The following is an 18,928-nucleotide window of genomic DNA, read 5'->3' on the forward strand; positions in this document are numbered from 1 at the left end:
CCAGCATGACGAACATGCCCCCTGACCGCCGTCAGCCGTATGAGAAAGGCGGTGCGGACGTATCCGGCGCGCTCGATCAGCAACCCACGGTCACGCCCGACGCGCCACCCACCGAGACAGAAGACCAGCTCACACGGATCGAGTGGCGGGTAAAGCAGGTGCTCGCCGCTACCCAGCACGCCGCCTACGCCGCTGCCGCCGAAGTGGCGTACCTGTTGCAGCGCGGGCTCCGGCTGACGGGCGAGCCGCTCTACCAGGCCAGCTTCACCCACGCACTGCGCATGTGGTGGGAACTGGTGGACAAGCAGCTCAACCAGCACCACCTCGAAGCCGACCACGCGGTACGCCGGGTCCGCTCGTGGGCCCGTACGTACCTGACCGCCGAGCCCACCTCCACCAAGCCGGGAACCCTCTTGGACCACGGCCTCGCGCACGCATCCCGCGCCGCAGCCCGCCGGTTCCTGGCCGCCACCGGTGAACTGCTCGCCGAACACGCCACGCGCCAGGGACACACCCCGGCCCCGAACATCGAATCGACGCAGAGGAGCACCTCATGACCAGCCATCCCTCGAGCCCGAACCCGGCCGCGCCCGCCTCCCGAACGGAGTCGCTGCGCGCGGTGGCCGAGCGGGCGCGGCAGCTACACGAGGAGGTGGCGCGTGACCTGGCGCACCGCTTCGCACAGGGGCAACGCGTGACAGCCCGGCAGGTGACCATCGGGCTTCGCGCGCAGACCCTGCACATCTGGTGGAGCATGGTCCTGCGGCACGACGCCGCCATGAACCCCAGCGGTGGTGGGGACAGCATCCACGGACTGGAACGGTACGCGTCCTGGATCGCCAGCTACCTCACCCACCACCCTGCCGACGGCGCCGCCGCTCCCTCAACTCATGCGGTGGCCGAGCGGGGACTGGCGGAAGAGGACCTGGCCCTCATGCACATCGACTACGGATTTGCTCTCATCCTCCGTTCGTCCGCACGCGAGTTCCTCAAGGTAGCGGCGAGTATCTCGTCGGCCGTTCCGGCGGAGCGTCTCCGCGACCAAGACGGCCGTCGTGGAGACGTTCTCCTACGCGGATCCGCTTCTCCGGCGGCTGCATGGAGGGGGACGAGCCGATGAGCGCCAGCACCATCAGGACCGGTCAGTCCAGCGGCGACGCGGAGGCGGTCACGAACTCGGCCGAAGGCTCGCACAGTGAGATGTTCCAGCTCATGGCATGGCGGTGGAACGTCTCACACGCCAAGAAGCTGACGGCGGACCGTACTCCGGGCGGGCAAGTCGAGGTTGCTGCCTGGGCCGGGCTGCTGCAACTGATCCACATCGACGAAGAGCACGCCCAGCAGGTGGATCTGTCCGAGCCGCTGATCGTCGTACCGGTACCCAACGGTGGCCTCCTGGTCATCGACGGCTGGCACCGCATCCGCAAAGCGCTGACCAGCGGGGTGAAGCACCTGCTGGCTCACGTGCTGAGCGTTGAGGAAGAACTCGCCTGCCGCGTTCACGGCGGGGAGAAGGGTGAGGGCTGGATCCGGTAGTCCGGTCCGGTGGCGTAGGTGGCCTGCCCCGGCCAGCACAGGCGAATTGTGCTGGCCGGGGCAGACCTCCTGCACCACCGGCCCCGACCTCTCGATGGACACCGCCTGGGTGGCCGCAGGAACCGAGATCGTAGTGCTCACTCCCGCGTTCTACTCTGCGGCTTTGGCGCGGGCCCGCTCGATTCTGGCCTGCACCTCGGCAAGCTTCAGCTTCGCAGCGGCATCGGCTTCGCGTAGCTCTCGAGCTTCTGTCTGGTTCGTGTCCTTCTCGGGCTCCGGCTTGATCATCTGAAGAAGTGGTGTCCCGCCGTCGGCGGCCGAGGGAGGGCAGGGATGGAGGGTGTGGCCGAGGAGCCGCAATGTCCATGGAACCACCTGGAGGTATTCGACCAGGCTGGTTTCGTCCTCATCAGAGAGGGTGAGGTCGCGAGGGCGGTTTCGATTGTGCAAGTCGACCTGTGCGGCGTGGGCGAGGCCGTCGTAGAGCTTCCCTTCCAGCCATGCGGCCTCCCCGCTGTGCAACTGGTGGCCGCCTTCGCTCCGGATGAGCAGGGCGCGGTACCAATGATCACGTTGTAGCTGTTCGAGAAGGCGCTTGCGCAAGCCCGGCGTGGTGGCCTTGCCGACGTAGGCTCCCCATCGGCCCGTCGCGTCCGGTCGGTCCATGAGGAGATATACGCCCGGGACGTTCCAGTCTTCCGGCGTGCGGATGGCGTAGTCCCGGTCGACGACGAGCATGCCCGCGACCTTGTGCTTGGGCTGGATCTTCAAGGGGCCATTCAGATCGAGCGGAAGGCTCACGATGAGCGGCGGCGGGGCCAGGCGCAGCGCGTTCGTCTGAATCTCCTCCAATCGCACCTTCGTACGAGGCCTTCCCGGACAGTATTGAAGGTATACCTCAGCGTGACTGGCGAATTGGAGAAGAAGGCCTTGCAGCTCACCCGCTCCACAGCTCTTGTCATCGGGGGTCGGAACGGCTGAGGGGCCGGGTGAATCCGATCAGATCGCGTCGCTGGTAGGAGCTGATTTTGACGACTTCACGGCGGTTGGGTGCATGGATCATCTGACCATTGCCGATGACGAGGCCGACGTGTCCGGGACCGTCGGCTTGCATGTTGAAGAAGGCGAGGTCGCCGGGCTGTTCCTGGCCGATCGGGATGCGCTGACCGTGTCGCCATTGGTCAGCGGCCACGCGTGGGATGGCGATTCCGGCGGCTTGGAAAGCGCGCATGGTCAGCCCGGAGCAGTCGAAGGTATCCGGGCCCTCGGCTCCCCATACGTACGGCTTACCGAGCTGAGCCTGGGCGTAGGCGATGACGGCCGCCGCCTGCTCGCCGGGCATGACCGTGGCGCAGGAGCCGGTGAGGCCGTCCACGGTTCGCTGTGCGAGCGGCTCCCATGAGGCGTACGCGTTTGGGGTGTTGGAGCGTTGGACGGCTTGGGCCGCCTTGGTCAGCGGCAGCTGTACCCAGTCAGGGACGGCGACGAGGTGGGTGTAGAACTGGCGGGCCGCGTAGGTCGGGTTGAGGATCTGCTCGGGCGTTCCCCATCCCTGGCTGGGACGCTGCTGGAACAATCCCAGCGAGTCGAGGTGACCGTAGCGCAGGTTGCGGAGCTTGGATTCTTGGAGGGCGGTCGCTACCGCGATCACAGCTGCTCGGGAGGGAAGGCCAAGTTGGAAGCCGGTCTGCACGATGAGTGCGGCGTTGCTCTGCTGCTCCTCATCCAGACCGTCGAGGGAGGCCACGGCCGGACCGCCTTGCGAGCTGCTGTTCGTGGTCGTGATGACGCAGCCGATCCCTCCGGGCGTTCCGGAGCTGGTGAGGATGCTCGTGATGGCTGCGATGAGCGCGAAGACGATGAGCAGCAGGAGGGCGGCGCCGGCCGCGGCGTACTTCACCTCGTTATGCCTCCTCTCGGTGAGGCGATGTTCGGTGGGCTACGCGTCGATCTCGTCCTGCTTGGTGGCGGTGTGGGCCAGGTCAGGCCAGGCGTCAGCGAGTTCGGCCAGCCGGAGTCGAGGGCCGTCGTGGTTGACGGGTAGCCAGACAGGTCCAGCTGGGCCGTCGCCGAGGCTGGTGTGGATGGCGGTGGCGACCGGCACTTCTACGGTGGCCAAGAGCCTGCGCAGGTTCGTCTCTCGGGCGCGGCTGGGCAGCCATAGCAGCACGGGCGTCGTGATCTGGGTGGCGTCGGCGAGCTCGGCGTAGTCGGGCAGCTTGGCGGCGACCTTGTTCAGGGACTCGGTGCCGGTGTCGTGTTCGAGGAAGAAGTCGATCACTCGGCCGTTCTCGGCCCAGCGGCCGTAGGCGTCAGGGCGGGCCAGATCACCCCAAAGCTTGGCGCAGCGCTTCTCGGACCACCACGCCAGCACCTCCGCGCTGGCTTCGGCTCCAGCATGGCGGGCGTGGTAGTGCAGGTCGGCGAAGAAGTCGTTGACTCCGACCTGGTGGCCGGTCTTGGTCGAGACCGAGATGGACATGGCCAGGTCGGGGTGGTAGCCGAACTCCTTGACCGTCACGCCTTCGCGGATGGCGAGGAGCTCGGCACCGGCGCGGCCGAGGATCCAGTGATTGGGTGCGGAGCCGCCGTACGGGGTCCAGGGTCGGAATCGGGTGACGGTGTGCAGCTTGTGCAAGATCCCCATACGGCGGCGCGTGGACTGCGGGATAGCGAAGAAGATGCGTTGGATCTGATGGGTGGTCAGGACACGGTGCTCGTGCAGATGGGCGAGGATGTCGTAGTCGCGGGGCGTCAGGCGGGCGGCGAGTTCGGCCATGGCGGCGGCATCGAAGCGGGGCAGGCCGCGCGGGATGCGGGTGGTTGGCATGGGCTTCTCCTTGAGGTGAGAGCGGGGCGCGGATTGGAGCGGGTGGTGATGTGTTGAGTCATGACTCCGGTGCTTTGACCGGTGGCGCCACGGCGGTCTGAGCGCGGGGGCGTGGGTCGGTGCCGGAGGCGCTCGCGCGTCGCCTGTGTCCCGCTCTGGGCGTCGCAGGGTCGGTGGATGGCGAGGTGAAGCGTTCACGGGATGCCTCTCGGATGGCTTCCTCGCGCCCTGCTGTTACGGGTGGCAGCGGTCGGGTGCGCAGGGTGAAGGCGGGTGCCTGCTGGCCGTCGATGATGAGGCGGGCGGCGGCTTGGTAGGCGCCGAGGTGGGTGAGGTCGTGCGGGGTGATCAGTGGCGAGGTGTGGTGTTTGAGGTCATTGGCGTCTTTAGGCGAAGCGGTGAAGTAGATCTTGTTGCGGGCGTCCGCTGAGAGCGCTTCGCGGAGGTCCGCTGGAAGCTGGTCGAGATGCTGGTGGGCCAGAACGAGGGAAAGCCGGTAGCCGCGCGCCTCGGCCAGGACGTCGTTGATGTGGCCTGGCAGGTTGAGGAAGTTGTGGCATTCGTCGATGACCAGCGAGGCGTCAGGGCGGCTGGCTTCGGCAAGGTGGGCGCGGCGAGTGGCGGCCTGCCAGGTGTGAGCGAGCAGGATCGAGCCGAACAGGCGGGCGGCGTCATCGCCGAGGATGCCTTTCGGCAGGCGGGCGAGGACGAGGCCGCCGTCGCTAAGGAGCTGGCCGATGGGAACCGTGGTGTTCGGGCTGGCCAGGGCCTGCCGGACGAACGGGCGCAGGAGCACGGCGCGCAGCTTGTTCATGACGGGGCCGATGACCGTGGCTTGTCCGGCTGGGGTGAGTGCTTGGTAGGAGTCCCAGAAGCCGGCCAGAAGTTCGTCGTCGAGCCGTTTGGTGACACGGGCTCGGAAAGCGGAGTCAGTCAGCAGCCGGGGAACCTCGCCCAGAGTCGCCTTCTGACCGAGCACCTTCGTCAACGTCAGGCAGGTCGAACGGAGGAGGTCATCCACGCGTGGTCCCCAGGCCGAGGAGAAGCAGCGGTGGAAGATGGTGACGACCGAATCGACGGCGAAGGCGGGATCGTGTCCGGCCAAGATGTTGATGGAGGGCGGCCGGGCCGGGTCTTGCGGGTCGAACACGACCGTCTTGCCGATCGCCCGACGGGGCAGGCGGGCGAGAATGTCGGTGATGAGGTCGCCTTTGGGGTCGATGACCAGGGAGCCTCGACCGGCCTGTGCGTCGGCGAGGACGAGGTTGGCGAGCAGGGTGGATTTGCCGACACCGGTGCCGCCGAGGACGTGGGTGTGGTGGCGGCCGTCGGCGATGGGCATGGCGACGGGCCGCGTGTGGCCGCTGTCGCTGTCGCCCAGCACGCGGACCGGCCCGGAATCCGACCCTCGTGGTACGTCCGGTGGCGGGGCTATGGGGCGCGCCCCGGCGCGGGTGATGCCGGGAGCGTCAACGTCCCAGGGCAGGTGGGCGAGCGCGGCCAGCTCGCCGACGGAGAGCAGGTAGCCGGTATCGAACCGGCGGGAGCTGGTCCGGGCGTGGGGCCGGAAGAGTCGGGCTCTGCGCAGGTACTGGTGACCGGAGGTGAACAGGGCGAAGACGCCGGCGAGGGTGTGTGCTTGGCCTCGCAGCCAGCCGCGGACCGAGTCCGGGTGGGGATGGGAGCCGTTGGCACGGCTTGTGGCCACGGCGTAGTGGATGGCGACGGTGTAGCGGGGCTGGCCTGCCTTGGCGAGAACAGCACGTACCTGCTCGGCTCGTTCGGGGAACATACGGGCCAGTTCGCCGAATCGATGATGGCTGGAGACAGGCGCGAGTTCGTCGAGGACGTGGCCGAGCGTGGTCTGAGTGCGAGCGCCGCGCAGGGCGGCTGCCGCTCGATAGGCGTGACGCAGGCGTTTGCCAGTGGTGGGGCGCGCCAGAACCTGGACAAGCGCGTGTTCGCCCTCGCGGAGAGTGCTCATGGAGGTGAGCAGCGAGCGGATCGGGTCGCTGTTGTGGTCGGTTTTGAGCGGGTAGTGCTCGGGCCTTCCCAGGACGAGCCTCCCGCCAGCGGCCCTGGCATCCGAGGGTAGCGGTGGAGAGGCAGCATGGGTGGTGGTGGTCGCGCCAGGCCAGGCGGCCTGGACGGCCTTCTCCACGGTGCCGGGCGGGATGACGCCGGGCACCCACAAGCGGATCCGTACACCGGATTCGCTGGCGAGGTATTCCCAGGCCAGGTGCGGTTGGCCGATGAAGAGGCGCTTCCATGCGGGTCGGAGAAGTCCGATCAGCTGGCTCCACAGCACGACCGCGCCCTGTGGGTCGCTGGTGGGCGGTGAAGAGATTTCGATCAAGCGAGCGTTCGGAACGAGTTCGGCGTGGTGGAGCCAGCCCAGCAGGTAGCGAACGACGTCTGTCGCCACGCACAGCACTAGAACGTAGAGAGCCAGACGAGGTCCGTAGGCGAGCAGAAACTCAGGCAGCCGCGCAGGTAGCTCGCGCAGGAAGTCCAGGATGGTCTGCACGTCGTGGTCGTCGATGTCGCAGAGCAGGCACGGCGCAGCAGAAGCGGTTGACGTCATAGCGGGTCGCCTTCGTCGTCGTGGTGATGATCGGCCGCAGGCTCGGGAGCCTGTGGCGTACGGCGGTCGATCTCGGCCAGCTCGGCGGGGTCGGTCGTGATCAAGTCGTTTTCAGCGGGCGACGCCACGATGCTCAGCGCTGCTCGATTCGCGGGCCCGGCGATGAGCAGGGCTTCGCCCCGGTCTGCTGTGAGCAGGAACTGGCGTTCACCGTCGGTGAGGTCGAAGGCGTCACCGACGGCGCCGATGGCCTGCGGCGCTTGGCGGAGCAGGATCTGGCTGGCGGCATTGGCGACGATCGCCTGCCCCAGCTCCGAGCCGAGCAAGTCGGCGGCATCCTGAGTGACGACCGCCAGCCCAGCCCAGTGCTTCCGCGCGGCCTTGGCCATCCGGAACAGGAAACGGGCGCCCTTAGGCTCCTTCATCAGCAGCCAGGCTTCGTCAACGACGACCAGGCGTTTCCTGCGGTCGCGGGGGTTGGCGACCCGCCGCCAGACCGCATCCAGTGCCAGGAGGGTGCCGACCGCTTTCATCTCTTCGGGGAGGTCGCGCAGGGAGAAGACGATCAGGTGTCCGGCTGGGCTGGTCGTGGTCGGACCGTCGAACAGTTCGCGGTAGGAGCCGGACACGTACGGCGCCAGCTGCGCGGCCAGCTCAGCCCCTTGTTCCGAGGACTTCAGGGTGGTGACGACGTCGGCCAGTAGGGGTGCGGGCTTGGTCCAGGTCACCGGGTTGTGGGTGATCCCGGCCTCCTGGTAGGTGGCTATGACGGCCGCGTCCAGCGCCGCGCGTGCCTGTGCGGTGAGTTGGCCGCCGAGCATGGTGGCGGTCAGGGTTTGCAGGAACATGGCTCGCCGGGCGAGCACGTCGTCTTGTGGGCCGTGGCTGGCGGGCAGGTCGAGGGGGTTCCAGCGCACTCCGGCGGCACCGAGGTGGAGGCAGGTGCCTCCGACGGCGCGGGCCAGGCGGGCGTACTCGTCTTCGGGGTCGACGACAGCTACATCGACGCCTTGATACAGCAGGCGCAGGGCTTCGAGTTTGGTGAAGAAGCTTTTGCCGGCGCCGGAGCGGGCCAGGACGACGGAATTGTGGTTGTCCTGGTTGTAACGGTCCCACACGATGACGCCGGAACCGGTGGCGCTCAGTCCGTACAGCACTCCCGTATCGCCGACCGGAGCCGCGAGGTCAGATGAGGTGAACGGGAAAGCGGCGGCCAGGGCGGTGGTGTCGAAGCTGCGCGTCATGCGCAGCGAGTCGACCGCCAACGGCAGGCTCGTTGTCCACGCTTGCAGGGCCCGGAAAGTGGTTGGCTGGGTGTCCAGCAGGAGGGATGAGGCCAAGGCGCGGACCAGCTCCACCTCTGATGCCAGCTCGGGTTCGGTGGAGGCGTTGATGGTGAGGTAGAGACCGACTTTGAACAAGCGGCCGTGTCCCCGGGCAAGGCTGTCGGCCAGGTTGGTGGCGTCGTCGGCGGCTGCTTCCGCCGCGAAATCTTGAAGACGGCCATGTTGGGCGTCGGTTCGGCTGGTTGATTCCAGGCGGGCGAGCTGGCGGCGCAGCCGCATCGCCGCCACGGCTTGGGGAATCGGCTCGACATACAGGGACACGTCCAGACGCCCCGGATAGGTGAGCAACGGCTCCAGCCAGCCCGCGCCGACTTCACGGGGGTAGCCGGTCACGGCGAAGGACGCGGTCATCCCGTTGGGCAAGGTGAGCTTTCGAGCGCCGACCTCTAGGGAGCCTGGCTCGGTGAGGGCGCTGGCCTCCGTTGGCTGCGTTCGGCGGCGTAGTTTCATGCGGGCTCCGCACCGGTGATAAAGGCGTCAGGGAGGGCCTGGCTGGCGGGATGCCAGCCGCCGGGATCGAGGCACTCGGTCAGCACCTGGTGCGCTGCGGAGGCGTCGAGGACACGGGTGGTGACGCCGAGCGCGGCCAGGCTGCGCTCTGCTTCTGCGGCTCGACGCAGCGCCACGGCGGCGGAAGCCTCTCGCCGTACCGAGCGCCGTCCTCGCCCGGCGGCGTGGTTGTCGCGCAGCACGATGAGGACCTGACGGGCCAGCAGCTCGCGCGAGCTGTTCAGCTCCTCGAGGAAGGCAACGTGCTGGCTGGCGGCGTCGGCGAGTGCTGGATGTGGCGAGCTCTCGGCCCGCCGCTCAACACTCTCGATCAGATTGCCGAGATCAACCGGCCGGGCGCGGACGAGGATTTGAACTGGTGATTCGAGGGAGTTGAGCCAGCGGCCGAACGCGCCGGCCAACGCGGCCTGCTCGCCTGCGGTGCGCAGGTGGAAGGACAAGGTGCCGGTTTCGACGAGTACGGCGACACCGCCATCCGCCAGATCCAGGGCTCCGTCAGTACGGATGGCCCGCACCGGCAGCCGCAGCGGCGTGGGCAACTTGCCACGCAGACGGCACCAATGCGGCGGCTTAACGACACCCTCCGGGGCGGCCACCAATCTCTTCGGCGTACGGGCGAACCGCAGCGCGGCGAAAACGAACTGGTCCAGGCTCAGGCCGTCACGGCGACCGAGTGCGATGGCCATGCCGAGTGCCGCCAGCGGAAGCAGGACGGCGGCGAGGATGACGATGGGTAGGAGCTGGTGGAACAGGTAATAGATGGCGGCGGCGACGCCGCCGGTGGCGACGATGATGAGGATTTGGCGGACGGTGAGCCCGTAGGCGATCTTGTCTGGGCGGTCGATGTCGGACGGAATCTGGGCGATCAACAACTGATCCGTCTCGTTCATCGGTCGTCCATTCTCGGGATACGCCTGCTTCTCGGGACGCGCCGTGGTGGCGGGTCCAGCCGCAAACGGAGCTGGCCAAGTCGGGGGGCGCGGATGGGCATGCCGGGCAGCCGGTCTTGGATCCAGGGCGGGCGCGGACGGATCCACGGCCCGGTGGCGGGCGCGGGTGCTCTTGGTGGTGTCGGCGGGCGTGGGACCTGGGTGACAGGGAACGGCAATGCCAGCTGCCGACCCTGCCGAGCTCGCCGCGCGGTCGCCGAAGAAGCTACGGGAGCGGGCGCCGAGGTGGTGGTGGCGTTGGGAGGCAGGCCGAGGGGTAGCTGAAGTTGCTGCCAGGTGGGTGTGCGGGTGGGCACGGGTGACGCTCCTGTAGGTGTGGCGGACGGGCCGGGGCCGTTGGGGCCGCGTCCTCGTGGTCCACGGGGACCGCGCTGCGGGCCGCCGCTGGGCGGCCGTCCGCCATGCCGCTGGGCGGCGGTGGTTGTGACCTTGCGCTGGGCCGCGCGCTGTCCGGCCTTGCCGAGAGCCCGAGCGGCGCCGAGGGTCTTGTAGACGATCACGGCCTTGATCAGCCGTTTGAGCATGTGGGGCTGGCCCTGCTGCCAGATGGAGCGCGCAACCCAGCCGGGAATCGTGATCAGCACATAGAGAATGCCGATCACGATGAGAGCGTCCAGGGTTCGGTTCACCGTCGGGCGCACCGCTGTGAGGGCGGCTTCCCCGATACCTGGATCGGCAGGCGGAGGCAGGTAGGTGTCGGGCGAGTCAGTGAGGAACAGCTTGAACGCCAAGATCAGACCCAGTGCCTGGAGGATCTGGATGGCGAGCAGCCCGATGAAGCATCGCCACCACAACCGCGCGATGCCTTCGGTCTGCGGCAGTGCGTGGCACAGCAGCGCCAGCGGTGCGGCGATGATGACGAACAGCAACAAGGTGACACGGATGATGGCGATGAAGGCCAGCACGAAGCCCATCAGGACAGCGGCGCCGATCAGCAGCACGAGGAACAGCGCCGTCCCCTTCGGGTCCTTGATCAGCGCATCGACCTTGGCCGCGATCAGGTTCCCGGCACGCTGACCGTTCACCCCATCGCCGAGCAGAGCCGCGACGAGAGAGTTGGCGAGTTCGATGGCGTACTGGCACACGATGAGTGAGGAGTTCAAGGCGATCACGGCGATCACCAGGCGTGGGATGACCTCACTGGGCGTGGTGGAGGTTTGTGCGCTGCCGTAGGCCATGACGATCACACCTGCGGCGAGCACCATGAGGGCGAGCAGTGCGTTGGCCACCAGGCGTACATGCTGGGACAGCTCCTGCACGCGGGCGAACATCGATGGCGGAGGCGCGGACAGCAGCGCTTGGCCGACAAGAATGAAGGCGGGGTTGATGGCGTCGCTGACCAGAGTGGTGAACCAGCCGTTCATCGCCTGGTTGATCTTGCAGCCGATGTCCATCCACGCGCACCCGTCCACACCTGTGGATGGTGTGGAAGCGGGTGGAGAGATCCAGCTGACTTGCGGCGACGACTGTGGGGTCGGACCGGAGCTGGGTATTGGGCTGGGCGTTGGTGTGGGCACCGCGGAGGCCGTAACCGCAGGGAGGGCGAGCAGGGCAACGACCGTCACCATGACCGTGAGCGCCTTACGCAGCCACCGAGTGAGCGAGCGCGGCAGATCTGGTGGGTGCTGGCGAGTCACTGTCAGGCTCCCACGATGCCTTGGAGGATCGAGACCAGGAGCGGGGCCAGGATGGCAATGCCGTAGCCGAGGGCGGCGTAGCGGAGTGTCTTCTTGGCGGCTTCGACTTCGCCGGGATCGCCGCCGGCCAGGATGTATCGGACCCCCCCGACAGTGAGGAAAAGTGTCGCCAAGGCGACGAGCAGACCCACGATGACGTTGCGCAGGTTGTCGATCACCGTGCTCAGCGAGGTAGGCGCCTGCTCCGGTTTGGCCAGGGCGTTCGCGGCCGTGCTGATGTGAACGGCGAGGGCGTATTCGAGCAGTGTGCCCAGGACGATGGAACCGAGGATGAAGCCGGCGATGAGCAGAACTTTGAGGGCGAAGCGGGGTATGGCGGTACGACGCGGGCGGGATGTCATGTGGTGCCTCCCGACGGATGCGAGGCTGGCTTGGGTGGGTGGGTGAGGCTGACCTCATGGGGAGGGCGGCGCGGAGGCACCGAACCCGGCGCGGGGCCGAGTGGGCGTCCTCCTTCAAGCGGCGGATGGCGGTGGACCGGGGCGACAGGGACCGGTGACCAGGTGCGGCCCCGGGCCGGGTCGATGTTCTCCGCGCTGCCTCTCTACCTGGACAAAGACCAGGTCGAAGAGCCGAGTTAGGACATCAGCGCCAGCGGAGTTTGCTCACTCTTTGCTGCGAGCCACCGCGGGAGCCGATGGCGATCGCTACAGGCCGCCGTCGAGGAGCACCTGGTAGAGAGCGTTCTCGGCACGCTGGCGGCGCTTGAGAGCGGTGCAGTAGAGCCACCCGCGGTGGCGGCAATAGGAACTGAGCGGGATGCCCTCCAGCCGGGTGAAGCCGATCATCTGCGCGTTCTCAGCGGTGATGACACGCTGGCGGACGGCTTGGGCTAGGAGCAGGTCGGGGTGGCCAGCCGGATAAGTGAGCGCCTGCTGCTCGCCGTCGTTCCGATCGGGGTCGGCCAGCAGTTCTGGCCGTTCGGGGGCGTAGGCGCGTAGGACGGCGAACTGGGTCAGCCGCGACAGCCGCAGCACCGGATGGGACCAGGCCAGGTTCACCCGGCAGACGGCTTCCATGTAGCAGGCCAGTACTTCGGCCTCCAGCTCTTCCCGATCGACGGAGATCCTGTCGGCGAGAGCTGCGGTGAGGCGATGCAGCATCGGGATAGCCAGCACGACGGTGGCGACCATCCACTCGCCTCGCTGGGTGCGCGCCTGGCCGATGAGGTGGCGCCATACGTGATCGCGGGTGGTACGCGAGCAACTCGGGTGCAACAGCATCGCGCGCAGGTCGTCCAGCGCGATCATCCGGGCGGGCAGGCCGTGGCCGAGCTGGCCGCCGTCGACTGAGAGCGGTTGTGGGCCGCACATCAGCAGCTCGAAGGAGCGCTCGGCCACGTCCAGCGGCAGCGAGTTGCCCCGACGGCTGGAGTCGTCCGCGTGGCAGGTCGTCTCGCAAGCCGTCGTGTCGGTGGGGTCGAGGGCAGGGGCGGTGGTGGTGTCCGTGGAGGGACGGGCCGAGGTGTGGAACATTGCAGCTCCCGAAGACGTGATCGGTTCGGACGCTGCTCATGCCGCCAGAAGGCCTGGACAGGAACCGTGCAAAAAGCGTGCAGACATCGGGCGAGGAAAAGATCTCTTCAAGAACAAGTCATTCCGCCGAACCGCCTCTGACCTGCGAAAACGTCGAGAGTTGCGCTGCGCCAACCCGAAGAGAAGCTATGGTCGAACGTCGCTCGAAAGGCCGCTGACCAGCGGAATCGGTCAGGCCCTAAGATTCCCGGGTCAAAGATCGTTCAAGTTCGCGACGGCCTTGAGATCCGCTCGCCCGCTTCCCGAGTCTTCCCGTTGAACACGGCGCCCGAGATGGCTGCGTTCGTGGCTGGGTCAGTTCGCCGAGATCGTCCGCCGCCTCCCCGCTGAGAATGAACGGGCGAACGCCGACTTCCGGCCGGTGTCCGCTTCTTGCACGAGAACGCTATGAACTGCGAAAACACGTCAATGGGCCGAGGGGAGGCTGGGGCGCTGGTCGAACAGAGCGGTGGCCAGGCCGACAGGCCGTCACCACCAGGCATTACCGATCCTTTGCGTGATGGGCTGTCCTAACTCGTGCCTGGCAGCAGGTATTTGGATAGGTGACAGGATCCGGTGGCCCGAGTGATGGGGCCACACCCGCATGACAGCACGCACCACCTGCTCCACCCGTTCCAACGATCGTTCCGACTCCGCTCACCGGGCCGCCCGCGAAACTCAGGAAGCGGCTCGGCGGCATCTACCGCTGAGCGTCTGGCCGGCCGCAGCCGATGCCGAGTCCATCTCCACCTGCGAGCGTGGGTGCTGCGTCCCGGTGAGCGGGCCGCTGGCCCGTCACCTCCTCTCGGCGTGCACCCGGCTCGGCGATACCGTCATCCACCTCGGCGCCACCGACCACCAGCTCGTCTCTGCCGCCTTGTTGATGGGCTGCCGAGCGACCGCCACGTTCGCCGATCCCGCCCTGGCCGGGGTCGCCTGGACCCGGCTGACCCGTACTCACCTTGAGCACGACCTCCAGGTCGCCGACCTACGCGTCATCCGGCCCGAGAACTCCACCCGGGCGGTGGAGGACTTGTCAGGCACCGCTGTGCTGGTCGTAGTCCAGCAGTCGTGCACGCCGTCACCTGGAGACGCCAGCCGTCCCGCTGCCGAGGCGGCTGCTTCGGACGTCCGGCTGAATGACGTGTCCGCCGCGGCGGCACTGCTGAAGCCGGGCGGGCATCTCGCGGTAGTCACTGGCCTGCACGGCGCAGAAGATCGTGTGGTTGACCCGGTGCCAGAGATCATTACGCGGGCACGGGGGGTCGGCCTGAGGTACCTGCAGCACATCATCGCGTTGCGTCTCCCGGTGCGGGGCGAGCTGATCGACCCGGCGATGTCGCATCGCGAGGTCGCAGCGGCGCAGGCGCTGCCGCCGTGCGCCGGGCTGCCGGTCAGCGCCCGCGTTCACTCCGACGTGCTGCTGTTCACTAAGGTCACGGGGCTCTCGGATGGCTCTTGCGAGCTGAGGGAGTCTCGGCACAGGGCCAAGGTCGGAGAATTTACCAGCTCGGCCCTGGCAGCAGATTCGTCCCCACCAGCTGGGTCAGAGCAGGGCGACACGACTCCGGCCGGTGGTGGCCGTTGATGATGGTCGAGGTGACGACGTCGGTGTGGACGACCGGGCAGCGGCAGTCGCGGGTGCAACGGCGGGGCCGGTACGTGCCGGAGTCGATGCGGCATCCGGGCAAGATGCTCCCGTCCATCGCCTCCAAGGTGATCGAGACGTACACGCGGCCCGGCGAGCTGGTGGTCGACCCGATGTGCGGGATCGGTACCACCCTTGTCGAGGCCGTTCACCTGGGGCGGCTTGCGGCCGGGGTGGAGTACGAGGAGGGGTGGGCGCGGCTGGCGGTCGCCAACCTTGCCCACGCTCAGCGGCAGGGTGCGTCCGGGGTGGGCCGGGTGGTCGCCGGGGATGCGCGTAATATCGCCGCTCTGCTGCCCGATCTGCTTGGGCGAGCAGCGCTGGTGCTGACCTCGCCGCCGTACGGGGCGGCCACCCATGGTCACATCCGTTCCAGCCGCGACAGCGGCCAGCCCGGCGTGCGCAAGTGGAACCACCACTACTCCAGCAACCGCGCCAATCTCGCCCACCAGAGCCTCCCCACGCTGCTGGAAGGGTTCGGCAGGATCCTGTCCGGCAGCGCGCGACTGCTGCGGACGGGCGGCGTCGTGGCGATCACCGTGCGCCCGTATCGCGTAAAGGGTGAGCTGATCGATCTGCCCGGCCACGTGCAGGAGATTGCCAGCCAGGCAGGGCTGGTGTTCGCTGACCGGCTGGTGTGCCTGCTGTGCGGACTCGGTGACGGCAAGCTCATCAACCGCTCCTCCTTCTTTCAACTTCACGAAGCCCGCAAAGGTTGGGCACGCGGGCTGCCCATCCACGCCAGCGCGCACGAGGATCTGCTGATCTTCCGCCATCAGACTCGGCAACCGTCCGGACTGGCGGACTCAGGGGTCTGCGAGCAGGAATGACCCGGGATGCGTCCCGGACCCGGCCGGGCCCTGGGGTGGGCCGGGTGACCAGCGGATTTCGCTTGACGTGGGCCATGAAGGTGGGCGTCGATACCGCCCGCACCGGTCACACCCGCACCGGCACCTCACGGCCCGCTGTGCCCGCCCGTCCATGAACGACACGCACAAACAGGCCCGGTGTGCCGGACGGTCGCGGCCGGGGCGTAGCGCCCGTACAGCCCATCACCGGCCCTGCCTTTCGGACGCGCGTCGCGCACCGCGGCACGTGCCGGACGGGAAATCACACAAATCTTCATTCGCGGAGGTGATCAGTGAAGTACTCGAACCGACTGGAGCTCCTGCATGGAGACGCGGACCTTGCTCCGTCTGCTGATGGGCCCGAAGTGATCGGGCTGGTGGCGGCGGGCCGCCTGCTCGGGATGGGTCGCACCAAGGCATACCGGCTCGCCCGAGCAGGGCAGTTCCCGTGCCGGGTGCTGCGGATCGGCGGCAGGTACGTGGTGCCGGTACGCGGCGTGCGGGCGCTGCTCGGCTACATCAACGACCGCGATGGCGAAGGCCGTCTCGGCAGCGAGCACGAGAAGGGATAGCCCTGGTGGCGAACGGATCCACCTACAAGACCTGCGTCTGCAAGGACGAACATCGGCAAGAAGCTCGGCAACAAATGTCCGAAGCTACGCCGGGTCGGCGGCAATGGCGCGCGCTGGAGCAGCACCCACGGCAAGTGGGCCTATCAGCTGGAGTTGCCCGCCCACGCTGACGGGCGTCGGCGTAGCCCACTCCGGAGAAGCGGCTTCGCCTCCTTGGAGGACGCCGAGGCCGAACTCGACCACGCCCGCGGCCTGCTGGCTCTCGATGATGACGCGCGAGTGCGGCGGCAGATCACCGAACTGATGCTGTCGGTGCTCAAAGACACCAAGAGTCTGCCCGACATTGAAGAAGTGCGGCGTAAGGTCCGTAGGCACCAAGATCTCAACCGGCAGGTCACGGTGGCCGAGTGGCTGGAGGAGTTCATGAAGCGCAAGCGGGACCTGGATGACGCCACCCGCCGCGCCTATGAGTCGCATGTCCGCCTCTACCTCAACCCGTACCTGGGAGACATCCGGCTGGATCGGCTGCGGGTCTCCGACATCGCGGGCATGTTCGACGCGATCGAGGAGTTCAACGAGGTCATCGCCACCGAGCGGGACAGCGGTGAGCCGGTCCGCCAGGCCAGGGTTCGTTACCGGCGTCCGGTCGGACCGTCGACGATGCATCGCATTCGCGCCACCTTGCGCCATGCGCTGAACGTGGCGATCAAGCAGGACTGGCTGCTGGACTTCAACCCCGCCGCCGCGGTCGAACTCCCGCCCGCCATACGGCCCAAGCCAGTGGTGTGGACTGAAGGAAGGGTCGCACAATGGCGCCTGGATCACGAAGCACACCTGGACAGAACCCGGCGTCTGCGCGGCGGCAAGCGGGTCGACCCGATCGCGGTCTATGTCGGGGCGCCCCGGCCCTCACGAGTGATGGTGTGGACCGCCGCACAAACCTCGTCCTTCCTCGCCTTCGCCCGGCGAGACCGGCTGTTCGCTCTCTACCGGCTGATCACTTTGCGCGGGCTGCGCCGTGGCGAGGCGGCGGGGCTGCGCTGGAGCGACGTCAACTTCCGCGAGGCGACGATTGGCGTGCACTGGCAGATCACCCAGCTTGGCTGGCGGCCGGTGCAGGGCAAGCCGAAGACCGAGGCCAGCGACCGCACGATCGCGGTCGACGCCGAGACCATGGCGATCCTCAAGGAGCACAAGAAGCGCCAAGCCAAAGAGCGGCTGGCCGCAGGCGAGACGTGGGTCGATAGCGGCTTCGTCTTCACCGACAGTTTCGGCCGGCCGCTGCATCCGCAGCACCTGACCGATGCCTTCTACTGGCTGGCCTACCAGGCAGGACTCCCACCCGTTCGCCTCCACGACCTCCGCCATGGGGCGGCCACGATGATGCTGGCCGCGGGAGTCGAGCTGAAAGCCGTCCAGGAAACGCTCGGGCATGTGTCGTCCACCTTTACCCGTGACACCTACACCAGCGTTTATCCCGAGGTCGCAGCCGCCGCCGCTGAGTCAGTCGCAGCTCTGATCGCGACCCATCCAGTGCTGCCCGGCCCGTCCCGGCCCGGCCGCACTCAACGAGCATCGGCCGGTGACGGAGGTGGAGCGCTCATTGACCTACCCGCCACATAGCCGCAAGGCTGGTCCACCGGACTGAGGTTCCTCCGTAGCACGAACGCGGCTTTGACCAAGCGCCTGTCCGGAGGTGGGAGAGGAGGGTGAGGTGATCTCGCCCTCCTACTCGATGGGGCTAGAAGTCGAATTCGCCGGCTTTGGCGCCGGCCACAAAGGCGCGCAAGACACTCCCGCGTACGATCCACGGCTGCACGTCGTCGGGCTGTTCAGTGTCTCGGATGCCGAAGTGGTCGCCGCTCAGCTGGGCCACCTCGATGCAGTCGCCTCCATTGGCGCCGCTGAAGGAGGACTTACGCCACTGCGCCGTCTCCAGCTCGGCCGCCAGCTCGTCAGTCACGTTCATACATCACCATCTTCTCGCGTATCGCGTCTGCGGTCTCATTGACCGGTCGGGCATATGACCGGATGGCGTCGAATCTGACACTAACGGTGCGCACGCGGTCCACGCGATCTGTTACCTCGCCGTCTGCGGCTGAGTCCAAGTACACGGTGTCTGGTCCCTGGAGGAGCTGGGCGATGACGAATCCGCCCAGCAGACCGATCGTGGGTACGGCGGCTATCGGAACGATCTGCAGGGTGATGCAGGGGTGAGCCAGCAGTTTGAGGAGGTGGTCGAGTTGCTGTCGCATCACCTCGGCTCCTCCGATAGGGCGCAGAAGGACTCCTTCGTCGATGACCGCCGCGTACATGGGTGGCTCGGGACGGTCGAACACCACCTGTCTGGCGAGGCGGGCCTCAGCTTCTTCGTCGACGCGTTCGTTGCTGATGCCCGGCTGTCCGCTCAGGATCGCGCGAGCGTAGTTGCGCGTCTGAAGCAGCCCGGGAACCACGAGGGGTTGCCACGTCCGCAGGGTATGAGCATTGGCCTCGATCTTCGGCCATTGGCGGAACCATGTCGGGCCTGTTTTGATCACTAGGGGCAAGAGGCGGAGCAGATCGCCCTTGAGGCCGAGAAGCCTCTCTACCTGCTCGGTGAAGTCTCGCTGTGGTGTGCGCTTGGCGTTCTCGATCTGGCTGACCAGGCTCTTGCTGACGTGGGTGTAGTCCGCGATCTCTTCTTGGGTTACGCCTCTTTCGTCCCGCAGCCTCCTCAGTTCGGCCCCGAAGAGAGCGAGAGGACTGGCTCCTGGGTCGAGTTCGCTTGCGGCCATGGACGCATCACCCTCATGTTCACAAGTACACACACATCCGTGAACCAGATGTGTGTAGCAACTGTGTCGCCTGTTGACTACTCAAAGTAACTGGCGAGGGACAGTCTGGGGAGTGT

Annotated in this window: 18 protein-coding genes; 7 read left to right on the forward strand and 11 right to left on the reverse strand. The window is 67.3% G+C overall.

The features are described 5' to 3' along the window. The first annotated feature begins 5 nt into the window (after positions 1-5). Genes ACIBVN_RS40885 through ACIBVN_RS40895 form a run of 3 tightly spaced genes read left to right on the forward strand, consistent with a single transcriptional unit; the run spans position 6 to position 1,536 of the window. Complete coding sequence (locus ACIBVN_RS40885; RefSeq protein WP_397145666.1) at positions 6-557, forward strand: hypothetical protein; 552 nt, start codon at positions 6-8, stop codon at positions 555-557. Beyond that, positions 554-1,120 carry a hypothetical protein gene (locus tag ACIBVN_RS40890; protein WP_397145667.1) on the forward strand — a complete coding sequence of 189 codons (567 nt, stop codon included), beginning with the start codon at positions 554-556 and terminating at the stop codon, positions 1,118-1,120. The genes ACIBVN_RS40885 and ACIBVN_RS40890 overlap by 4 nt, the downstream gene beginning before the upstream one ends. Continuing rightward, positions 1,117-1,536, forward strand: a complete 420-nt coding sequence (locus ACIBVN_RS40895; RefSeq protein ID WP_397145668.1) for a hypothetical protein — start codon at positions 1,117-1,119, stop codon at positions 1,534-1,536. The genes ACIBVN_RS40890 and ACIBVN_RS40895 overlap by 4 nt, the downstream gene beginning before the upstream one ends. A gap of 150 nt (positions 1,537-1,686) precedes the next feature. Here the strand turns inward: ACIBVN_RS40895 and ACIBVN_RS40900 are convergent, their stop codons facing one another. From ACIBVN_RS40900 to ACIBVN_RS40940, 9 genes are all read right to left on the reverse strand, one after another. Then, the gene (locus ACIBVN_RS40900) at positions 1,687-2,388 is read right to left on the reverse strand and encodes a hypothetical protein (protein WP_397145669.1); all 702 of its coding nucleotides are present in this window, start codon (positions 2,386-2,388) and stop codon (positions 1,687-1,689) included. Between the two features lie 106 nt (positions 2,389-2,494). After that, the gene (locus ACIBVN_RS40905; RefSeq protein WP_397145670.1) at positions 2,495-3,436 is read right to left on the reverse strand and encodes a C40 family peptidase; all 942 of its coding nucleotides are present in this window, start codon (positions 3,434-3,436) and stop codon (positions 2,495-2,497) included. A gap of 39 nt (positions 3,437-3,475) precedes the next feature. Next, entirely contained in the window at positions 3,476-4,366 is an 891-nt protein-coding gene (locus ACIBVN_RS40910) for a replication-relaxation family protein (protein ID WP_397145671.1), read from the reverse strand. Positions 4,367-4,424: 58 nt separating this feature from the next. Continuing rightward, positions 4,425-6,950 carry a type IV secretory system conjugative DNA transfer family protein gene (locus ACIBVN_RS40915; protein WP_397145672.1) on the reverse strand — a complete coding sequence of 842 codons (2,526 nt, stop codon included), beginning with the start codon at positions 6,948-6,950 and terminating at the stop codon, positions 4,425-4,427. Further along, positions 6,947-8,647 (reverse strand): VirB4 family type IV secretion system protein, encoded by a 1,701-nt coding sequence (locus ACIBVN_RS40920; RefSeq protein ID WP_397145673.1) that lies wholly within the window; start codon positions 8,645-8,647, stop codon positions 6,947-6,949. The genes ACIBVN_RS40915 and ACIBVN_RS40920 overlap by 4 nt, the downstream gene beginning before the upstream one ends. Positions 8,648-8,742: 95 nt before the next feature. Then, entirely contained in the window at positions 8,743-9,696 is a 954-nt protein-coding gene (locus tag ACIBVN_RS40925; protein ID WP_397145674.1) for a PrgI family protein, read from the reverse strand. Then, positions 9,693-11,150 carry a hypothetical protein gene (locus ACIBVN_RS40930; protein ID WP_397145675.1) on the reverse strand — a complete coding sequence of 486 codons (1,458 nt, stop codon included), beginning with the start codon at positions 11,148-11,150 and terminating at the stop codon, positions 9,693-9,695. The genes ACIBVN_RS40925 and ACIBVN_RS40930 overlap by 4 nt, the downstream gene beginning before the upstream one ends. Before the next feature lie 245 nt (positions 11,151-11,395). After that, positions 11,396-11,794: a pilin gene (locus ACIBVN_RS40935; protein WP_397145676.1), complete on the reverse strand. Its 399-nt coding sequence runs from the start codon at positions 11,792-11,794 to the stop codon at positions 11,396-11,398. A gap of 306 nt (positions 11,795-12,100) precedes the next feature. Further along, positions 12,101-12,928: a hypothetical protein gene (locus ACIBVN_RS40940; protein WP_397145677.1), complete on the reverse strand. Its 828-nt coding sequence runs from the start codon at positions 12,926-12,928 to the stop codon at positions 12,101-12,103. Between the two features lie 643 nt (positions 12,929-13,571). On the opposite strand from ACIBVN_RS40940, the gene ACIBVN_RS40945 reads away from it, so the two are divergent. The 4 genes from ACIBVN_RS40945 (at position 13,572) to ACIBVN_RS40960 (ending at position 17,658) form a co-directional block, all read left to right on the forward strand. Beyond that, a complete protein-coding gene (locus ACIBVN_RS40945; RefSeq protein WP_397145678.1) occupies positions 13,572-14,555 on the forward strand; it encodes a hypothetical protein in 984 nt (327 codons plus the stop codon). Beyond that, the gene (locus tag ACIBVN_RS40950) at positions 14,555-15,445 is read left to right on the forward strand and encodes a TRM11 family SAM-dependent methyltransferase (protein WP_397145679.1); all 891 of its coding nucleotides are present in this window, start codon (positions 14,555-14,557) and stop codon (positions 15,443-15,445) included. The genes ACIBVN_RS40945 and ACIBVN_RS40950 overlap by 1 nt, the downstream gene beginning before the upstream one ends. 311 nt (positions 15,446-15,756) lie before the next feature. After that, entirely contained in the window at positions 15,757-16,035 is a 279-nt protein-coding gene (locus ACIBVN_RS40955; protein WP_397145680.1) for a helix-turn-helix transcriptional regulator, read from the forward strand. A gap of 213 nt (positions 16,036-16,248) precedes the next feature. Continuing rightward, the gene (locus tag ACIBVN_RS40960) at positions 16,249-17,658 is read left to right on the forward strand and encodes a tyrosine-type recombinase/integrase (RefSeq protein WP_397145681.1); all 1,410 of its coding nucleotides are present in this window, start codon (positions 16,249-16,251) and stop codon (positions 17,656-17,658) included. Between the two features lie 118 nt (positions 17,659-17,776). Here ACIBVN_RS40960 and ACIBVN_RS40965 read toward each other — a convergent pair whose 3' ends face one another. Then, the gene (locus ACIBVN_RS40965; protein WP_355199345.1) at positions 17,777-18,004 is read right to left on the reverse strand and encodes a DUF397 domain-containing protein; all 228 of its coding nucleotides are present in this window, start codon (positions 18,002-18,004) and stop codon (positions 17,777-17,779) included. Next, a complete protein-coding gene (locus tag ACIBVN_RS40970; RefSeq protein WP_397145682.1) occupies positions 17,991-18,812 on the reverse strand; it encodes a helix-turn-helix transcriptional regulator in 822 nt (273 codons plus the stop codon). The genes ACIBVN_RS40965 and ACIBVN_RS40970 overlap by 14 nt, the downstream gene beginning before the upstream one ends. Positions 18,813-18,928: the final 116 nt, after the last annotated feature.

Source organism: Nonomuraea sp. NPDC049400 (assembly GCF_044466425.1).
Classification (GTDB): Bacteria; Actinomycetota; Actinomycetes; order Streptosporangiales; family Streptosporangiaceae; genus Nonomuraea.